Here is an 18,448-nt window from a genome sequence, read left to right on the forward strand (position 1 = left end):
AGACCTTGATTAACAAAAAAAATTACAAAAACAATATTTTATTTGTCTTTTTTGTTTTGAATTGGGTAAACTCTGAAAACCATTTTTTTAAATGAGTACAGACATATAAGAAACAGTCCTGATACTAATATACGCATCACTACTCATTTCCTTCTTGTATAGATTCTAATCTATAAGGTTAATCATTTCTTTCAATTAGTCAAATGAGTCGCATCTCATTATTATTAGGCTTTATTTTTCGTTCAACCCACTCCATAAAATGAGGAGAACATTTATGGCTAGTAAAACTTTTGACGCTGGTGTACAAGACTACCAGTTGACTTATTGGACTCCAGATTATGTTCCATTAGACACAGACCTATTGGCGTGTTTCAAAGTTATCCCACAAGAAGGTGTACCACGTGAAGAAGCGGCTGCTGCGGTAGCTGCTGAGTCTTCAACAGGTACATGGACAACAGTATGGACAGACCTATTGACAGACATGGAATTCTACAAAGGTCGTTGTTACCGAATTGAAGACGTTCCTGGTGACAAGTCAGCATTCTACGCGTTTATCGCTTACCCACTAGACCTATTCGAAGAAGGTTCAGTAGTAAACGTACTAACATCACTTGTTGGTAACGTATTCGGCTTTAAAGCGGTACGTTCTCTTCGTCTAGAAGATATCCGTTTCCCAATGGCGTTCATCAAGACATGTATGGGACCTCCATCAGGTATCCAGGTTGAGCGTGACAAGCTAAACAAGTACGGTCGTCCAATGCTAGGTTGTACAATCAAGCCTAAGCTAGGTCTATCTGCTAAGAACTACGGTCGTGCGGTATATGAGTGTCTACGTGGTGGTCTAGATTTAACTAAAGATGATGAAAACATCAACTCACAGCCGTTCCAGCGCTGGCGTGATCGTTTTGAGTTTGTAGCGGAAGCGGTAGATAAAGCGACAGCTGAAACAGGTGAGCGTAAAGGTCACTACCTAAACGTTACTTCTGGTACTGTTGAAGAAATGATGAAGCGTGCTGAGTTCGCCAAAGAACTAGGTCAGCCGATCATCATGCACGACTTCCTAACAGCTGGTTTTACAGCGAACACAACACTAGCAAACTGGTGTCGTGAAAACGGAATGCTTCTACACATTCACCGTGCGATGCACGCGGTAATTGACCGTAACCCACACCACGGTATCCACTTCCGCGTACTAGCGAAGTGTCTACGTTTGTCAGGTGGTGACCACCTACATACAGGTACCGTTGTAGGTAAGCTGGAAGGTGACCGTGCGTCAACGCTAGGTTTCGTAGATCAGTTACGTGAAGCATTCGTACCAGAAGACCGTTCACGCGGTGTATTCTTCGACCAAGACTGGGGTTCAATGGCGGGTGTATTCGCCGTTGCTTCAGGTGGTATCCACGTATGGCACATGCCAGCACTTGTAAACATCTTCGGTGATGACTCAGTTCTTCAGTTCGGTGGTGGTACACAGGGTCACCCAGGTGGTAACGCTGCGGGTGCTGCGGCTAACCGTGTTGCGCTAGAAGCGTGTGTTAAAGCACGTAACGAAGGACGTGACCTAGAGCGCGAAGGTGGGGATATCCTACGTGATGCAGCTCGTCACTCTAACGAACTAGCCGTAGCTCTAGAGACTTGGAAAGAGATCAAGTTCGAGTTCGACACAGTTGATAAATTGGACGTTCAGTAATTAGCCACGGGTTAATTACCGAATTCGAACCGAATTAAGGAGAATATAAAATGTCAATGATTCAAACAGAAGACTACCGTACAAAGTATACGCTAGAAACTTTCTCATTCCTTCCAGACCTAACAGCGGATGAGATCTATGCGCAGATCGTATATATCATCAACCAGGGTTGGACTCCGGCTCTTGAGCACGAAGCACCAGAAAGCGCTTCAGCTCACTACTGGGGTATGTGGAAGCTACCATTCTTCGGTATGCGTGATCCAAACGAAGTATTGGCAGAGCTAGATGCTTGTCGTGCAGCGTACCCAAATCACCTAATCCGTTTGATTGGTTACGATAACTATACACAGTGTCAAGGGCACAACTTCGTGGTTTACCGTCCAAGAGGCATGTAATCCATTTTTTCTGGAATTTAAGGAGGCTTTAGCATGAGTGGAACAACTCCAACGCAAAGCGGGCGCGAAGCAGCACGAGCTCACCGTCAAGGAATGAAGCGTGGTAAAACAGCACGTACTTCATCGCCTGTGTCGGCGAAGCGTCGTCCTGAACCAGTTGCGCCAGTAGCGAGTGCCCCAGTGGCACAACCTACAGCTGCTAAGTCACCTGTAACTCGTCCAGCCGTTCGTGTTGCGACCGCGCCAGTAGAAAGCGCGTCAGCAGCCGGACGAAAAGCGGCGAAGCAGAAACGACAGCAGTTAAAATCCGGAAAAGTGTCACGAACACAAAGTTCGACCAACCCACATCCTAAGGCGAAAGCCCGTCAGGATCGTGAGCCACTAGTTGAAGTGTCAGAGCGTAAGCCAGTAGCCACAAGCACACCTACTCGTCCAACGGACAGTAAGGTTGCGGTGAAAGCGGAAGCGAAGTCATCAGAATCCAGTGGACGCAGCATGGCGCGTGCATGGCGTAAAGCCGGTGCGAAAGGAAAGGCTGGTCAAAGTGCTTATAAATCAAAAGGTACACAGTCTGGTGCTCTAGCCAAGATGGCGAATCCAGATGCGTCTACCCGTGAGATTGCGAGAAAGATTCGAGCCGAACGTTGCAGCCGTGGTAAAGCGGGATGTGCAACAGCCGAAACGGCGAGCTCAAAGAAATCTCGACAGTCGAAAGCGTCACGCACAGCACCTGAAAAGGTGGGTGAGTCGAATACGCTTAGCGGACAACGTGTTTCTGGAACGCAAGTCGGTCAAGGTCGTAAGGCCATGACGGGTGCAGAAACCGGCGCGTGCCAATTGGTCAGCGGGACCGAGTATTTAGGAACGGAAGAGTTCGCGAACAACTGCGACTCGACACCTAATGCGAAGCCTGCGAAAGTAACGCAAACTCAGACGACTCGTGGTCAGACCATTAGTGGAAATGAGGTAGGTCGTTCGAAGAGTGTAACAGGTGATGAATCTGGTACATGTTCAGCCGTAACCGGTTCTGAATATCTTCCTGCGGACCAAAGCGCGTTATTCTGTGGTGGACAAGCCCCGACTAAGGCGGCTTCGACTGGTTTCTCAGTAATGAGTCAGCCATCACAGGCCAATACAGGTTCAAAAGTAACCGGTGGCGATAGCTACAAGTCACAGTCAGTGACATTGCGTCCGAACAGCGCCCCTGAAAAGGTGGTGGCTTCGAAGACAGCGATGGGCATGACGACAACGGGCACGCAAGTGGGTCGTTTAGAGAATGTGACCGGTAGTGAGAAAGGCGTTTGTAAGAACGTCAGCGGCACAGGTTACCAGAGCGCTGAAGAAGCACAGGAATATTGTGATAAGCCGGCGGCATCTACCGCAAATAAAGTAACGACTTCTGGTACTTCAAGAGGCCAGTCAATTACGGGTGACCGTAGTGGTGGTTACGATAACAACATGACTGGTGCAGAAGCCGGTTCATGTAAAGCGGTTACCGGTACGTCTTATATGGGTACTGAACAGCTAGCAACTTGTTCTGCTGAACAGCAGCAAGAAGCTCAGCAACGTATGAGACAAGGTATTAACCATGCGGTATCAGGCGTTCAGCCAGGTCCAGTAGGGTTAACAGGTGCGCAGAAAGGCGCGTGTACATTAGTATCTGGTACGCATTATCAGGGAAACGACCAGACAGCAATGGTTTGTGATTCAGCGAATGCTGCGCAACCTGGTCAGTCTGACTTTCCGCAGATGATGAACAGTGCTATGCAAGCCGCTCCAATGGCAGCTCCTGTACAGGAAGCACCAGTAGAGCAGCAAGCTTCAAGAATTACCGGTGACGGTTGGGATCGCGGTAGCAAAGTGACTGGAACAGAAGGTCCTTGGGCTGCACAGCGTAACTCATCTTTGCGCGGTACTAAAGGTCAAGCTCCTATGGGTGCTAGCCAGTATCGTCCAGCATCGATGGAAGAAGTTCCACAAAGCCCAATTACGGGTTCATCTGGTAACACAAATGTAGGCGCAAAAGTCACTCTATCCGGTGGCGCAAGAGCATAAAGATTACACGCTCTGGTTAAACATAAACACTAGAGTGTGAACCAAATTGAGAAGAAATTCTAAGGAGAAAAGTTATGAGTACTGAATACGGTATTGCTTTAGGAATGATTGAAACACGTGGTCTAGTACCAGCTATCGAAGCAGCTGATGCGATGACTAAAGCGGCAGAAGTACGTCTAGTAAGCCGTGAGTTCGTAGGTGGCGGTTACGTTACTGTAATGGTTCGTGGTGAAACTGGTGCGGTAAACGCTGCAGTTCGCGCTGGTGCTGATGCGTGTGAGCGCGTTGGTGACGGTCTTGTTGCTGCGCACATCATTGCACGTCCTCACAAAGAAGTTGAGCCAGTATTGGCTGCTAAGTAATCGTTGTTGATTTAAGGAGAAAGTAATGAGTACTGAATACGGTATTGCTTTAGGAATGATTGAAACACGTGGTCTAGTACCAGCTATCGAAGCAGCTGATGCGATGACCAAAGCGGCAGAAGTACGTCTAGTAAGCCGTGAGTTCGTAGGTGGCGGTTACGTTACTGTAATGGTTCGTGGTGAAACTGGTGCGGTAAACGCTGCAGTTCGCGCTGGTGCTGATGCGTGTGAGCGCGTTGGTGACGGTCTTGTTGCTGCGCACATCATTGCACGTCCTCACAAAGAAGTTGAGCCAGTTCTTACTGCTGGTGGTAACTCAGCGAGCCGTAGCTAATAAACGGAAGTCTGAAACGATCGCTCGTTTGAGTGATTGTCTCGGATATTAGGAGGGAGCATGCAATATTCGTCAAGAATACCAGGAAATGTTATGCCAGGTGCCGGTGCACATCCTCAAGTACCTCAATATCAGAACGTTCCTGCGAACGGACAGATTTTGGGTTATTTGGGGCGTGCGTTGAGCATGGAGTTTTCCGCTGGTCAGCATTACCTCGCGCAAGCGTCCTTGTCAAAGTTCCGTAATGAAATGAGTTTCGCTGAAGGTTTTGTCACCTTGGCGAACGAAGAGTTCCAACATGCGAATCTGATTACAGACCGTATGGTGGCACAAGGTGCTCTACCGTCAGGCAGTATTTTACGTCCTGCGGGAGTATCGAATAATGTGATTGAAGCTTTACGTACTTGTGAAGAGCGCGAAGTCGCTTTGATCAATCTGTATGCGGAAGCGACCAATTACTGTGCCAATGTAGGGGCTCAGCAAGATCATGCTCTATTCAGCCGATTATTGGAAGAAGAGCAGGCGCAGTTGATGAGAGTCAACTCTTGGATTCAAGAGTATTATCAGACGATGAGTCAGCAGCAACAGCCTTACGGGAGCTTTGTGTGAACGATAGATGGAAACAAAAGTCGAAACCGGCTAGTTTAGAGGCCCGCTTTGAGTTTGACAGTTTCGAGATTCTTCGTGAATTTCTTGATCAGACTGCTGAAATCGCGGAGCAACTAGAACATCATCCTAATATCAGTTTTTCTAAACAACATGTGTCCATGATTATTTATGCAAAAACTGGTGAGTTAATGGATATAGATTTTGAACTGCAAAGTTCATTTGATAAGGTTTATGATTCACTTGTTACCACTACAAGTTAGCGCAGCCTGATTTAGGATTTATTCCTGGATCTTAAAAACCCAAGCTTAGTCTTGGGTTTTTTTTTGCCTGAAATTTATTTTAAGAGCCTTTCTGAGTGTTATCGATAATGGGTTTAACTGGGTGTACGTGTTAGAATAGTCGCTATTAAGAAGTTGCTGTGCAGTCAGCTATTTTCAATAGGAAATTTCATGGAACAAACTACAGTCAAAATCGGTATTGTCGGTGGGACAGGTTATACCGGTGTCGAGCTTTTAAGAATTCTAGCCAATCATAATCAGGCACAAGTCGTCGCGATTACTTCACGAAGTGAGTCGGGTGTTAAGGTGGCGGATATGTACCCCAATCTGCGTGGTATCTATGACCTGGCTTTTTCCGAACCAACGGTAGAAGTGTTGCAGGCGTGTGATGTGGTGTTTTTTGCGACTCCGCACGGCGTGGCGATGAGTATGGCGCACGAATTGACGGCAGCCGGTGTTAAGGTGATCGATCTGGCCGCGGATTTCCGTATCAATGACTTGGCCGTCTGGAGCAAATGGTATGGCCTGGAACACACTTGTGAGGATTTGATGCCACAGGTTGCCTATGGTTTGCCGGAGGTTTTCCGTGAGCAAGTCAAACAAGCGAACATCATTGCCAATCCGGGCTGTTATCCAACCAGCATTCTTTTGGCATTGAAACCGTTGATTGATCACGACCTGATTGATGTCAGTGATATTGTCGCCGATGGTAAATCGGGTGTTAGCGGGGCCGGTCGTGGCGCCAATGTTGCCATGTTGGGTGCTGAAATGAGTGAAAGCTTTAAGGCTTATGGTGTAGCAGGGCATCGTCATCTTCCCGAGATGCAGGATAAACTAATGCAGATGGCGGAGCAAAACATCGGGCTGACTTTCGTACCGCATTTGGTACCGATGATTCGTGGTATGGAATCTTCCGTTTATGCCAACCTTAAAACTGATATGGGCCAAGATCAGTTGCAGACGCTGTTTGAAGAGTGCTATGCGGATGAGACTTTTGTCGATGTTATGCCAGCCGGCAGTTTACCTGAGACGCGTATGGTCAAGGGGTCCAATATGTGCCGTATGGCCGTGTATCGTCCACCGGGGAGTAATAAGGTCGTGGTGACTTCGGTGATTGATAACTTGGTTAAAGGTGCAGCGGGGCAAGCGGTTCAGAATATGAATATTCTTTTCGGTCTGCCGGAAAACAGTGGTTTGAACCAGGTCGCTTTATTACCTTAAAGATTGGCAAGTTCTCAAATGCTAACAGCGTTTTTATGTGTTTATTGCTATAATATTCATCTTGCTACATTAAATTGATCGCTAGGCATATTTTGATATGGTCACCGCGATCTAGAATAAAAAGGAAGCAGAAATGTCTGATATTCCACAACCATTAAATTTCACAGAAGCGGCGGCTTTAAAAGTCAGTGGCTTGATTGAAGATGAGCAGAACCCGAACCTTAAACTGCGTGTTTATATCACAGGCGGTGGTTGTTCCGGTTTCTCATACGGATTCACTTTCGATGAATCGCAAGCGGATGATGATACCGTAGTCACTCGTGATGGTGTGACTTTGCTGGTTGATCCTATGAGCTTCCAGTACTTGGTTGGTGCCAAAATCGACTATCTAGAAGACCTGCAGGGCGCGCGTTTTGTGATTGAAAACCCAAATGCGACAACAACCTGTGGATGTGGTTCGTCATTTAGTGTTTAACCGCTAACCATAAGACGTTTAAACAGTTAAAGAAATCAACATTAGCGCCCTGGACTGTGTCTGGGGCGAATTATTTTAGGGCAATGCAATGCAATATATTCCAGGACTTGCTGGTGTACCAGCGACTGAATCGAAAATTTCCTATATTGATGGTCAACAAGGGCTATTGACATATAGAGGCTTTGATATTCAAGAGTTGGCAGAACATTCAACATTTGAAGAAACCACCCTGTTGTTATTGTTTGGTCATTTGCCTACCGCTGATGAATTGACCACCTTTGATAAGCTGTTACGTGAAAATCGCCGCGTTAAATACAATATTCGTGAAATCATGAAGAACTTGCCGACTACCACTCACCCAATGCACATGCTGCAGGTGGTGGTTGCCAGTCTGGCGAGTTTCTATCCTAGTACCGAGTACATGAAAGGCGGTTCGGAAAACCAGGACTACATAAATGATGTAACGGTGAAAATCATCGCCCATATGGGGACTCTTGTAGCCAATTGGGAGCATATGCGCAATGGCTTTGACCCAATTGAGCCACGTAAAGATCTGAACTATGCGGAAAACTTTTTGTATATGGTGACCGGGGAGGAGCCTGACAAGGATTGGGCTCGACTGCTGGATGCGATTCTGATCTTGCATGCCGAGCACACCATTAATGCATCGACCTTTACCACTATGGTTACCGGTTCGACACTGGCCAACCCTTGTTCGGTAATCTCATCGGCGATTGCTTCTTTATCAGGCCCGTTACACGGTGGTGCCAACCAGAAGGTGATCGAGATGCTGGATGAGATCGGCACGCCTGAGAAAGCGCGTCCTTATATCGAGCAACGTCTTGCCGATAAAAAGGTGATCTGGGGAATGGGGCACCGTGAATATAAGACCAAAGATCCACGTGCTACCATTCTGCAAAAACTGTCTATGGAATTATTGGAAAAGAAATCCGGTGCCGGCGAGTTAAGTGCCGCGTTTGAAACCGCCATGGAAGTCGAACGTGTGTGTGAAGAGCTGCTCGGTCATAAAGGCGTGTATCCAAACGTCGATTTCTATTCAGGCATCCTTTATAAGGAAATGGGCTTTGATCCAGGCCTGTTTACGCCGATCTTTGCGGTGGCGCGTTCTGCGGGATGGATGGCACACTGGCGTGAACAGCTGCAGAACAATAAGATCTTCAGACCGACTCAGGTTTATACCGGATCAGGTAAGGCTTGTTATATTCCGCTTGCTGAGCGTGAATGATAGTTAAGTATGGTTAATAAAAAGGCTCCAGATGGAGCCTTTTTTATAGCGGCAATCTTTTAGCGGCTTAAGGATGCCACAAACCTCCTAAAACAGCATTACGTTGTGCACCGGTAACACTGGCAAGGGGGACGCTTTGCAGCTCGATACGTTGCTGGGCGAGCCAGGCACACATCATCGCTTCAATGGCATCGGCAGCGATATCCAGCTGATCGGAGCTAATCACTTTAAAGCTTGGTAAAAATTGTTGTAAGCGCGCCATTAGATAAGGGTTGTAGGCACCACCTCCACTAATAATGATATTGCCTGTTCGATCACTGGGCAGGCGTTCGATATCTTGGCTGATCGTCTTCGCGGTCAGTTCTGCCAGGGTTGCCATAATGTCTAGGTTGGAAATCCTGTCTAACTGATCGAGTTTGTGTTGCAACCATTGCCAATTGAATAGATCTCGCCCCGTGCTTTTCGGATAGTTCTGTGCAAAGTAGCTATCAGCTAAACAAAGCGTTAGTAACGCTGAATTGACCCGGCCTTGCTGCGCAATGGCGCCATCGGCATCATAGGATTGGGCAAATTCACGCTGGCTTAATTCATCCATCAGGCAATTGCCCGGGCCGCAATCCCAACCGATGATTGGTTGATGGTTATTCATTCCCGGCAGAAAACTGATATTGGCAATGCCGCCAATATTGACGACAAAAGTATCATGCATTTGGCTGAATAATGCCTGATGAAAGGCCGGGGCAAAAGGAGCGCCTTGACCGCCTAAAGCCATGTCGTCGACACGAAAATCACCGGCTACTTGAATGCCGGTCTGCTTTGCGATAATCGCCGGATGGCCAATTTGTAACGTCATCGGAATATGTGGGGCGTGGTAAATGGTTTGGCCGTGGCTGCCGATGGCACAGATATCAGATTTGTCGAGCCGGTTTTGTTTAAGTAATGTTTGCGTCGCTGCGGCAAATTCATTGGCAACACTGTATTGCAGCTGACACAAGGTTTCTAGACTGATTTCGCAGTTTTGATTAAGCTTCAACAGCTGGTCTTTTAAAGCCGTGCTTAAAGGGTAGGTGGCAAACTCGATCAGCTCGATATGAGCGTCATCAATATGTACCAAGGCACTATCAATGCCGTCTGCACTGGTGCCTGACATTAAACCGATAAAAAGCTTACTGTCAGGGTTAGCCATTATTCAAAACCTTTGGCGATATAGGTTTGGCCATCAATTCGATCCAGCTGAGACAGCAAAAAGCGGCTGTTCTGTTTAAAACGCTGTTTATATTTTGCCGCCACCGGATTGGCAGCCGGGAATTTCATTTTCAATGGGTCAACGTGTTTACCGTTGATACGGAATTCATAATGCAGATGTACGCCGGTTGCCAAGCCCGTCATCCCCATATAACCGATGACATCGCCCTGTTTCACATACTGACCACGCTTGAATTTACCAAACTTAGAAAGGTGGCCGTACACGGTCATGTATTTACCGGCATGTTGAATTTTGACGTGATTACCATAGCCGTTACCCCAGCCGCGGGTAATGATTTTACCGCTACCTGTGGCACGGATCGGTGTGCCTTTAGGGCCGCCGTAATCGACACCACGGTGTGAACGCCACTTTTTCAATACCGGGTGGAAGCGTTTAGGGTTGAATTTGGAGGTTATGCGCACATAATCAACCGGGTTGCGCAGAAAGGCTTTTTTCAGGTTTTTGCCGTTGTCGTCATAAAAGCCGATAACCTTGTCCTTGTCACGAAGGATGAAGCCATTATGAGTTTCACGACCGCCATTGGTGGTGATTTGCGCAGCCAGAATGTCGCCGTCGCCAATATATTCACCATTTAGGTAGCGCGTTTCATAAATGACCTTAAAGGTATCACCCTTGTAGAACTCGCGAATAAAGTCGATATCCCAAGCGAACATATCGGCCAGCTGCATAATGCTTTTTGCGCTTAGGCCTGCTCGCTCAGCGGCAAGATAAAATGCGCCTTCGATTTTTCCATAGGCCGTTTCGGTACGAATTTCGACATCGGAAACCTTTTCATCAATAAAGTAACCGTTCTCGGTTTTCACCAGCTCATAAGAGACGGTTTGTGTCTTAGGGTAAAGGATTTTTTGCAGTTGTTGGTCGCTATCGATCCATACGGTCAGTTCATCGCCGACCTTTAAATCGGTAATCAGTTTGCTGTTTTTCGTGCGGGCAATTTTATATACCGTGGTGGCGCCGATATTGATTTTTTCCAATGCCGTGCTCAAGGAGTCGTTCGGGCGGATTTTGATCTTATGCTGTTGCCAATTTTCTGTTGGGTCCTGAAAGGTTTGCGCAGTCTTGTCGGCTTCATCTTTGGCTAATGGCGGTAGAGGCAGGTTGATAGTTTTTGCCGGCAGGTTGGCTATAGAGCTGGTAGGCAAGAAAATAATAACGGTAAATATCAGAATAAAACTGATAAGAAGTTTGTGCAGGGTTGTATTTTTGAGCAAGGTTCTCATTTTAAACTTTCAACAAAGCCTCTTTTCTTTAAAGAAATACGCAGAGTTTGTACGTTATGGGGATCAACAAACTGAGCTGGCGTTAACCAGAAAATCATTTAAGTTCATCCGTCATTATAACGAATCACCCCGGCTTGGCTACGGCTGTCGCTAAAAAAGTACTAAGTTTTAACTAAAATTTTGTTGACGGTTTTAGTTACGGCCAGCCACCTCAATGCAGATATCACAACCATAATCGGTAGCGGTGCAATCGAGCCAGATGTGCTTGTTTACCTTTACCCATGAAGCAATGTCTTTTTCTGCGCCACTATCGGTACAGCTAATGCAGATTTTGCTGCCTTTAGTGCAGCTCCTAACCTGTTGCTGCAGTTTAATTACCGGCATCGGGCATTTCAATCCTTTAGCGTCGATTCGCATGATTTGTTCACTATTTTCTGTCATTGTTAAGCAACCCTGTGCTGGAGATTTATCAATCACCATGAATCTTTAAATGAATTCGTCTATTTTAGCCTGAAAAGCGTGAATTTCATGTTTTTTCTGGTCTTTTCACGGCACAAAATAAGTTATAATTGACGACATTTTTTCGGACTTGATGGCTAAGAGTTCAATCAAGTGACAAACTCCGTATTTAAGAATTCTAAAGAGGTTTTTCATAGTGTCGGCAAATGCAGCAACGGATATTCGCACTTTCCAAGGTTTGATACAGACCTTGCAAGCTTTCTGGGCAGAGCAGGGTTGTGTGGTAATGCAGCCTTACGATAATGAAATGGGAGCAGGGACTTTCCATCCATCTACATTTCTTCGCGCGGTAGGGCCTGAGCCTTGGCGTGCCGCTTATGTTCAGCCATGTCGTCGTCCGACTGACGGTCGTTACGGCGAAAATCCGAACCGTCTGCAGCACTACTACCAGTTCCAAGTCATGCTCAAGCCGTCTCCTGACAATATTCAGGAGCTTTATCTCGAATCTTTGAAAAAGATGGGCATTGATCCACTAGAGCACGATATCCGTTTTGTTGAAGACAATTGGGAGTCGCCAACTTTGGGTGCCTGGGGGCTTGGCTGGGAAGTCTGGATGAACGGTATGGAAGTGACACAGTTCACTTATTTCCAGCAGGTCGGCGGACTGGAATGTCGTCCGGTGACTGGTGAAATCACCTATGGTCTTGAGCGCATCGCCATGTATTTGCAGGGTGTGGATTCGGTTTATGACCTGACTTGGGTAGATGGTCCAGGTGGTAAGGTGACCTATGGTGATGTGTTCCACCAAAACGAAGTGGAAATGTCGACCTATAACTTTGAAAAGGCCGATACAGAGATTCTGTTTAGAACCTTTGATGAATGCGAACAGATTTTTAGCGAGCTGGTTGAAGCAAAACTGCCTCTACCGGCTTATGAACAGGTATTAAAAGCCTCCCATGCCTTCAATATGTTGGATGCACGTCATGCCATCAGTGTAACCGAGCGAGCGCGCTTTATCGGTCGTGTCCGTACTATGGCGCGTCAGATTGCGCAGTCATATTACGAAGGTCGAGAAGCGCTTGGCTTCCCGTTGGTAAAAGAGGAGGCAAAATAAGATGACAATGAACACAGAAGCATTTTTAGTTGAAATCGGTACCGAAGAGTTGCCGCCAAAAGCATTGAAAAAATTATCGCAAGCCTTTGCCGACGGGATTGTTGCCGGTTTAGCGGAAGCGGAATTGGCACATGGTGAGGTCAAATTGTTTGCCGCGCCACGCCGTTTAGCGGTAACCATCGATGCCTTGCAAACTCAGCAGCAGGACAAGATTGTCGAGCGAAAAGGGCCGGCCAAGAAAGCCGCTTTTGATGCAGACGGTAATCCAACCAAAGCGTTGCAAGGTTTTATGCGTGGTTGTGGCGCACAGGTTGAAGACTTGGTGGAAATCGATACCGATAAAGGTGTCTGGATGGCTTATAACCTAGAGCAGAAAGGGGTGGATGCCAAGGCGCTTTTAGGCAATATCGTTGCTCAGTCGTTGGCCAAATTGCCGATTCCAAAACGTATGCGTTGGGGGAGCTGGGATGTTGAATTCGTGCGTCCGGTGCATTGGGCGCTGATGTTATTGGGCAGTGAAGTTGTCGATGCAGAAATCTTGGGGCATAAGACCGGCAACATCACCAGAGGTCACCGTTTCCATGCGCCGCAGGAAATTGTTATCAATCATGCCGATGAGTATGCCGACAAACTAGCCAATCAAGGTTATGTATTGGCCGATTTTGCAGAACGTTCGGCATCGATCAAACAACAGGTCGAGCAGGTCGCCAAGCAAGCCGGTGGTGAAGCGGTGATTGATGCCGAGCTGTTGGAAGAGGTTACCGCCTTGAACGAATGGCCCAATGCGGTGGTCGGTGAGTTTGAGACCTCTTTCCTGGCGGTACCGTCTGAGGCTTTGGTTTCGGCAATGGCGGGACACCAGAAATATTTCCATATGGTCGATGGCAACGGCAAGTTAATGCCTAATTTCATCACGATTTCCAATATTGCCAGCTCCAATCCGCAATCGGTTAAATTCGGTAATGAGCGCGTGATCCGTCCACGTTTGGCGGATGCCAAGTTCTTCTGGGATCAGGATCGTAAACAACCATTGGATGATTTTTTACCGCGCTTGAAAACGGTCGTATTCCAACAGCAGTTGGGAACCCTGTTCGATAAGGTTGAGCGTCTGGAAACCTTGACGGTGAAAATCGCCAAGCCATTAGGTGTGGAATCACAGATTGCCGAGCGTGCCGCTCGTTTATCGAAGTGCGACTTGATGTCGGAAATGGTTGGTGAATTTCCAGATCTCCAAGGTGTGATGGGGCGTTATTATGCCATGGAGCAAAAAGAAGATCAGCAGGTCGCCGATGCGATCGATGCGCAATATCAACCACGTTTTGCCGGTGATGATTTGCCATCATCAGCCGTCGCACAAGCTTTGGCGATTGCCGACAAGCTGGATACCATTACCGGTATCTATGGTATCGGTCAGGTGCCGACCGGTGATAAGGATCCGTTTGCTTTGCGTCGTGCCGCCTTGGGACTGTTGCGTATTATGATTGAGAAGAACCTGGATCTTGATCTGCGCCTATTGATTGAATTCAGTTTGAAACTGCATGAGCAGGTCAAGATGACAGAGGAACTGGTCAATGATATCTATGATTTCATTATCTCTCGTCTGCGTGCTTATTATGCCGATCAAGGTGTTAGCGCTGAGCAGTTCGAAGCGGTACGCGTTTGTCGTCCGGCACACCCGGTTGATTTTGCCAAACGTATCGAGGCGGTACAACAGTTCGCGCAAATGGATGGCGCGGCCAGCTTGAGTGCGGCCAATAAACGTATCAGCAATATCCTTAAAAAGGTCGATGGTGAAATCAACGATACAGTCAATGCTAAGCTGTTTGCCGAAGCGGCGGAACAGCAGCTTTGGGATAAGTTGGATGCGTTGCGTGAAACCGTTAGCGAGCAAATTGCCAAGCGTGATTTTGTTGCGGCGATTTCCGAGTTGGCGACTATCCGTGAAGCGGTTGATCAGTTCTTTGACGATGTCATGGTTATGGCCGATAACGATGCGGTCAAACAGAACCGTCTGGCGTTATTGAATCAGATTTATGAGTTGTTCTTAGAGGTTGCGGATATTTCCCGCCTGTAACAATAACCAATGAGAAAACTCCCGTAATGGGAGTTTTTTTATGGCAATGAATTTTTCCTATGGGTAAGCACTGCCAAAATGATAAGGGTTTATTTAAGATGACAAAAATCATCGTTCTGGATAGAGATGGTGTAATTAACGAAGATTCGGATGATTTTATTAAATCAGCTGATGAGTGGCAGCCGGTCGCCGGCAGTATGGATGCCATTAAAAAACTCAAGCAAGCCGGTTGGACGGTAGCGGTGGCAACCAATCAGTCAGGTATCGCGCGTGGTTATTATGATCGTGCCACCTTAACGAGTATGCATCAAAAAATGCAGTCGTTATTGGTGGATTGTGGGGTCGACTGGGTGAGTTTTGCGCCTTATTTATCAACCGATAATTCACCGGCCCGTAAACCGGGGGTCGGTATGCTGACGGCGATTGAACAGCGTTTTGGCAGTTGTTTAGAGAAGATGCCGATGGTCGGCGATACGCTAGCCGATATTCAGGTTGCTCGCGCTAAAGGCATGCAGCCTTATCTGGTGAAAACCGGCAAAGGTCTGCGTACCCTGGCAAAGGCGGATAACGAGTTGCTAGATGTGCCGGTTTTTGATGATCTCAATGCCGTTGTGGAGATGCTTTTACAATGAAGATGATTTATTTTTTACGTTCTGTGCTATTTTCTATAGGTCAGGTTTCCACTTTGGTTTTGTTCTCGTTACTGGGCCAATTTACTCGACCTTTCTCTTTTGCGACACGTTATAACTTTATGCGCTACTGGGCCCATTTTTGTATTTGGTGGGTAAAAATTACTTGCGGTATTAAATATAACGTACATGGTGCCGATAATATCAATACGGATAAAGCGGGCCTAATTCTTGCTAGACATGAATCGGCTTGGGAAACCTTTGCTTTGCAGGAGATTTTTCCGCGTCAGGCTTACGTGCTGAAAAGAGAGTTATTGAAAATTCCTTTTTTTGGTTGGGGTATGGCTTTGTTAAGACCGATTGCCATTGATCGTGGCGCCGGTCGGCAAGCATTGAACCAGTTGGTGAAAGAAGGTCAGCAACGTTTGCAGGATGGTGATTGGGTGGTCGTTTTCCCGGAAGGCACAAGGATGCCTAGCGGCAAACTCGGCAAAATCAATATCGGTGGTGCCATGCTCGCTTCCAAGGCGGGCGCACCGGTGTATCTTGTGGCGCATAATGCCGGCAGTGTTTGGCCGAAAAACAGCTTTATCAAAAAACCAGGGGTGGTTGATATCTATATCAGCGAGCCCTTAGATGCCTCAGCAATGTCTGCGGCCGAGATCAATCAACAAATAGAGAGTTGGTTCAGTCAGCACCTTGTTTTAGCAGACAAGCGTGAGGAGGCCGACAAATGAGATAAATGAGTAAATTTGCAACCCTATTAGGCATTATCATCGGCTTAATCATATTGTCATTAAGCATGATCGATTACCAGCAAGGACAGTTCATTTATGCCTTTTTAAATTGGCAAGGACTGGCTTTGGTCTTGGGTGGCACTTTTGCCGCAGTTCTCATTAATTATCCTTTACGTCAGGTCGGCTGTATTTTCCGTGGGTTTTTTAAGGTCATCGGTTCTGAGCCGGCTTCCTATGTCGATATCATCGAAGAGATGGTTCATCTCAGTCACCTATCCAAGCAGAAAGGTCTATTGGCGGTAGAAAATCAAATAGATTCTCTGGATGACGAATTTATGCGCTTCGCCTTGACCGAGACGTTGGTTTATAACGATCTGGGGATGCTCAAGCAGAGTCTGCAGAACCGCCTTATCAATATGCGTTTACGTCATTACTCTTGCCAAGAGGTTTATGGCAATATGGCTTCCTATGCACCGGCCTTCGGGATGATGGGAACGGTGATGGGGTTGATTATTATGATGACTAATCAGGTCGGCGGTGCCGGCTTGCCTTATGGAGGGGAACAAACCCAGGATATGCTCGCCGGTTTGCTTAACGGCATGGGCTTGGCTTTGGTGACTACCTTTTATGGTGTACTGTTCTCTAATCTGGTGTTTTTACCGATTGCCGGTAAATTGCGCGTCTTGACTGATGCCGAGGTGATGCGCAACGAGATGATTATCGAAGGCGTTCTCGGGCTTAAAAAATCCGAACCGACGCTGTTATTGAAAGAGCGCCTGATGGCATTTGTTAACCGTAAGACCCAGCAGAAGCTGGAAAACCTGAGGTAGCAATGTCTTGGTTGTCAACGTTCACGCTGAGTGGCTCTGCACAAGACCTCAATGAATCAGCGGCGATCGAGCATATCCAGCGCACCCGCAGCTGGTTGATGACTTATATCGCCTTAGTCACCTCTTTATTGGCCTTTTTTATCCTCATTATCAGTATGATCGAGATTGAAGGCTCTAGTCTGAAAAGAGACCATCAAAAGCTAACCCAGGCCATCTATATGGACGTAAAGGCCGCCGTTGCGGATCAATCAATCGATTGGCTACAAGTGGAAAATACCCTGACCAAAGGGGTGCGAATCAGCATAAAGCCCAATTTGATTCGCAATCAGAACCTATTTGCTTCGGCGCAAGCCAAAATCAATCCGCGTTATCTGCCTTATTTGCAAAGCCTAGCTGAAGTACTTCAGCAGGTCGATATCGAAGCGCTGCGTCAACGCTATATGAAGTTGGTCAGTTCGATTGAAGCCAACGGTTTTGACGTCAAAATGATGATCCGTATAGAAGGTCATACCGATGCGCACCCTCTGGCGCAAACCGCCAGGTTCAAAAATAATATCGAACTAAGTACCTTCCGCGCCTATGCGATGATGGATTGGCTGCGAATCCATCTGCCATTGACGCGCTCACATTTCGTTATTGCCGGCTACGGCAGTTTCCAGCCAATCTTGGATGACGTCTATGCTGCCGACAACCGTCGAATTGAAATCTATATTCAGCCGATGCTTAAGCAGCAGAGGGAACTGGCGGGGACGATATTATGAGTTTGATTATGGCGCGAGCCAAGTCGGCTTGGTTATTGGCCTTTGCGGATGTGGTCACCCTGCTGATTACCTTTTTTATTATGACTATCGCCTTGCATAAGGGGGAGATCAGCAAATTACAGCGTTGGGTAGAACAGCAGATAACAGAGAGTTACCTGCAGATTGAAAGCAATATTCAACAACAACAATTGGACAGTATTGAGGCCAAACGCAGTGTGCGTGGTATCGTCTTGACCTTACGCAGTGACGAAGCCTTTGAATCGGCTAGCTATATTCCTACGCAGAAGGCGCAGCAACAACTCAAATCGCTGGCCGAAGTGTTGACTCAAACGCCGCTTTTCGCCTGGCATGATAATAGCGATATGCGTCATATTATCGACTCGGCTAAAGCCGATGGCATGCATTGGTGGGTTGATATCAATGCAGAAGGACACACCGATAATGATAGGGTCGATCCCTTGTCACCGTTACGCAATAACTTCTTTCTCAGTACTTTGCGGGCGCAGAATGTCATGCAGTTATTGCATCAATACAGCGCTTTGCCGGTAACGGTATTTTCGGTGAGCGGTTATGGCCCCTGGCAACCCCTGGCAAGTAATGCCAATGCCATCGGCAAGGCCAAGAATCGTCGGGTGGAAATTGTCATTAACGCCAGCTTTCAGCAGCTTGCCAAAGCTGACGGTTCTTAATAT

20 protein-coding genes are annotated in these 18,448 nt (G+C 47.1%); 17 read left to right on the forward strand and 3 right to left on the reverse strand.

Annotation, left to right across the window (positions count from 1 at the left end):
* Window positions 1-274 precede the first annotated feature (274 nt).
* The 10 genes from FE785_RS01850 to FE785_RS01895 all read left to right on the forward strand — a co-directional run bounded on the left by FE785_RS01850 (window position 275) and on the right by FE785_RS01895 (window position 8,665).
* Window positions 275-1,690, forward strand: a complete 1,416-nt coding sequence (locus FE785_RS01850; protein WP_138563645.1) for a form I ribulose bisphosphate carboxylase large subunit — start codon at window positions 275-277, stop codon at window positions 1,688-1,690.
* 50 nt (window positions 1,691-1,740) lie between these two features.
* Complete coding sequence (locus FE785_RS01855; RefSeq protein ID WP_138563647.1) at window positions 1,741-2,085, forward strand: ribulose bisphosphate carboxylase small subunit; 345 nt, start codon at window positions 1,741-1,743, stop codon at window positions 2,083-2,085.
* 33 nt (window positions 2,086-2,118) lie between these two features.
* Window positions 2,119-4,140 (forward strand): alpha-carboxysome scaffolding protein CsoS2, encoded by a 2,022-nt coding sequence (csoS2, locus tag FE785_RS01860; protein ID WP_138563849.1) that lies wholly within the window; start codon window positions 2,119-2,121, stop codon window positions 4,138-4,140.
* 74 nt (window positions 4,141-4,214) lie between these two features.
* Complete coding sequence (locus FE785_RS01865; RefSeq protein WP_138563851.1) at window positions 4,215-4,502, forward strand: alpha-carboxysome major shell protein CsoS1; 288 nt, start codon at window positions 4,215-4,217, stop codon at window positions 4,500-4,502.
* A gap of 25 nt (window positions 4,503-4,527) precedes the next feature.
* Complete coding sequence (locus FE785_RS01870; RefSeq protein ID WP_138563853.1) at window positions 4,528-4,836, forward strand: alpha-carboxysome major shell protein CsoS1; 309 nt, start codon at window positions 4,528-4,530, stop codon at window positions 4,834-4,836.
* Window positions 4,837-4,929: 93 nt separating this feature from the next.
* Complete coding sequence (locus FE785_RS01875) at window positions 4,930-5,445, forward strand: ferritin-like domain-containing protein (protein WP_238696309.1); 516 nt, start codon at window positions 4,930-4,932, stop codon at window positions 5,443-5,445.
* Entirely contained in the window at window positions 5,442-5,705 is a 264-nt protein-coding gene (locus FE785_RS01880; RefSeq protein WP_238696310.1) for a 4a-hydroxytetrahydrobiopterin dehydratase, read from the forward strand. The genes FE785_RS01875 and FE785_RS01880 overlap by 4 nt, the downstream gene beginning before the upstream one ends.
* A 189-nt stretch (window positions 5,706-5,894) precedes the next feature.
* Window positions 5,895-6,944, forward strand: a complete 1,050-nt coding sequence (gene argC / locus FE785_RS01885; RefSeq protein ID WP_138563859.1) for an N-acetyl-gamma-glutamyl-phosphate reductase — start codon at window positions 5,895-5,897, stop codon at window positions 6,942-6,944.
* Window positions 6,945-7,077: 133 nt separating this feature from the next.
* Window positions 7,078-7,419 (forward strand): iron-sulfur cluster insertion protein ErpA, encoded by a 342-nt coding sequence (gene erpA, locus FE785_RS01890; RefSeq protein ID WP_138563861.1) that lies wholly within the window; start codon window positions 7,078-7,080, stop codon window positions 7,417-7,419.
* 88 nt (window positions 7,420-7,507) lie between these two features.
* Entirely contained in the window at window positions 7,508-8,665 is a 1,158-nt protein-coding gene (locus FE785_RS01895; protein WP_138563863.1) for a citrate synthase, read from the forward strand.
* A 67-nt stretch (window positions 8,666-8,732) separates the two neighbouring features.
* Here the strand turns inward: FE785_RS01895 and FE785_RS01900 are convergent, their stop codons facing one another.
* From FE785_RS01900 to FE785_RS01910, 3 genes are all read right to left on the reverse strand, one after another.
* Complete coding sequence (locus FE785_RS01900; protein WP_138563865.1) at window positions 8,733-9,851, reverse strand: anhydro-N-acetylmuramic acid kinase; 1,119 nt, start codon at window positions 9,849-9,851, stop codon at window positions 8,733-8,735.
* Complete coding sequence (locus FE785_RS01905; protein ID WP_138563867.1) at window positions 9,851-11,152, reverse strand: M23 family metallopeptidase; 1,302 nt, start codon at window positions 11,150-11,152, stop codon at window positions 9,851-9,853. Before FE785_RS01905 ends, FE785_RS01900 begins: the two co-directional genes overlap by 1 nt.
* Before the next feature lie 192 nt (window positions 11,153-11,344).
* Window positions 11,345-11,593 (reverse strand): sulfurtransferase TusA family protein, encoded by a 249-nt coding sequence (locus tag FE785_RS01910; RefSeq protein ID WP_138563869.1) that lies wholly within the window; start codon window positions 11,591-11,593, stop codon window positions 11,345-11,347.
* A 214-nt stretch (window positions 11,594-11,807) separates the two neighbouring features.
* Between FE785_RS01910 and glyQ the strand changes: the two genes are divergently transcribed.
* The 7 genes from glyQ (at window position 11,808) to FE785_RS01945 (ending at window position 18,445) form a co-directional block, all read left to right on the forward strand.
* Complete coding sequence (gene glyQ, locus FE785_RS01915; RefSeq protein WP_138563871.1) at window positions 11,808-12,725, forward strand: glycine--tRNA ligase subunit alpha; 918 nt, start codon at window positions 11,808-11,810, stop codon at window positions 12,723-12,725.
* A 1-nt stretch (window position 12,726) separates the two neighbouring features.
* Window positions 12,727-14,799, forward strand: coding sequence for a glycine--tRNA ligase subunit beta (glyS, locus tag FE785_RS01920; protein WP_138563873.1), 2,073 nt, complete (start codon window positions 12,727-12,729; stop codon window positions 14,797-14,799).
* A gap of 98 nt (window positions 14,800-14,897) precedes the next feature.
* The gene (gmhB, locus tag FE785_RS01925) at window positions 14,898-15,431 is read left to right on the forward strand and encodes a D-glycero-beta-D-manno-heptose 1,7-bisphosphate 7-phosphatase (RefSeq protein ID WP_138563875.1); all 534 of its coding nucleotides are present in this window, start codon (window positions 14,898-14,900) and stop codon (window positions 15,429-15,431) included.
* A complete protein-coding gene (locus tag FE785_RS01930) occupies window positions 15,428-16,165 on the forward strand; it encodes a lysophospholipid acyltransferase family protein (protein ID WP_138563877.1) in 738 nt (245 codons plus the stop codon). The genes gmhB and FE785_RS01930 overlap by 4 nt, the downstream gene beginning before the upstream one ends.
* Before the next feature lie 5 nt (window positions 16,166-16,170).
* Window positions 16,171-16,995 (forward strand): motility protein A, encoded by an 825-nt coding sequence (locus tag FE785_RS01935; RefSeq protein ID WP_138563879.1) that lies wholly within the window; start codon window positions 16,171-16,173, stop codon window positions 16,993-16,995.
* Window positions 16,996-16,997: 2 nt separating this feature from the next.
* Window positions 16,998-17,756: an OmpA/MotB family protein gene (locus FE785_RS01940; RefSeq protein ID WP_138563881.1), complete on the forward strand. Its 759-nt coding sequence runs from the start codon at window positions 16,998-17,000 to the stop codon at window positions 17,754-17,756.
* On the forward strand, window positions 17,753-18,445 hold the full coding sequence (locus FE785_RS01945) for an OmpA/MotB family protein (protein WP_138563883.1): 693 nt from the start codon (window positions 17,753-17,755) through the stop codon (window positions 18,443-18,445). The genes FE785_RS01940 and FE785_RS01945 overlap by 4 nt, the downstream gene beginning before the upstream one ends.
* Window positions 18,446-18,448 lie beyond the last annotated feature (3 nt).

This window comes from Thiomicrorhabdus sediminis, from assembly GCF_005885815.1.
Classification (GTDB): domain Bacteria; phylum Pseudomonadota; class Gammaproteobacteria; order Thiomicrospirales; family Thiomicrospiraceae; genus Thiomicrorhabdus; species Thiomicrorhabdus sediminis.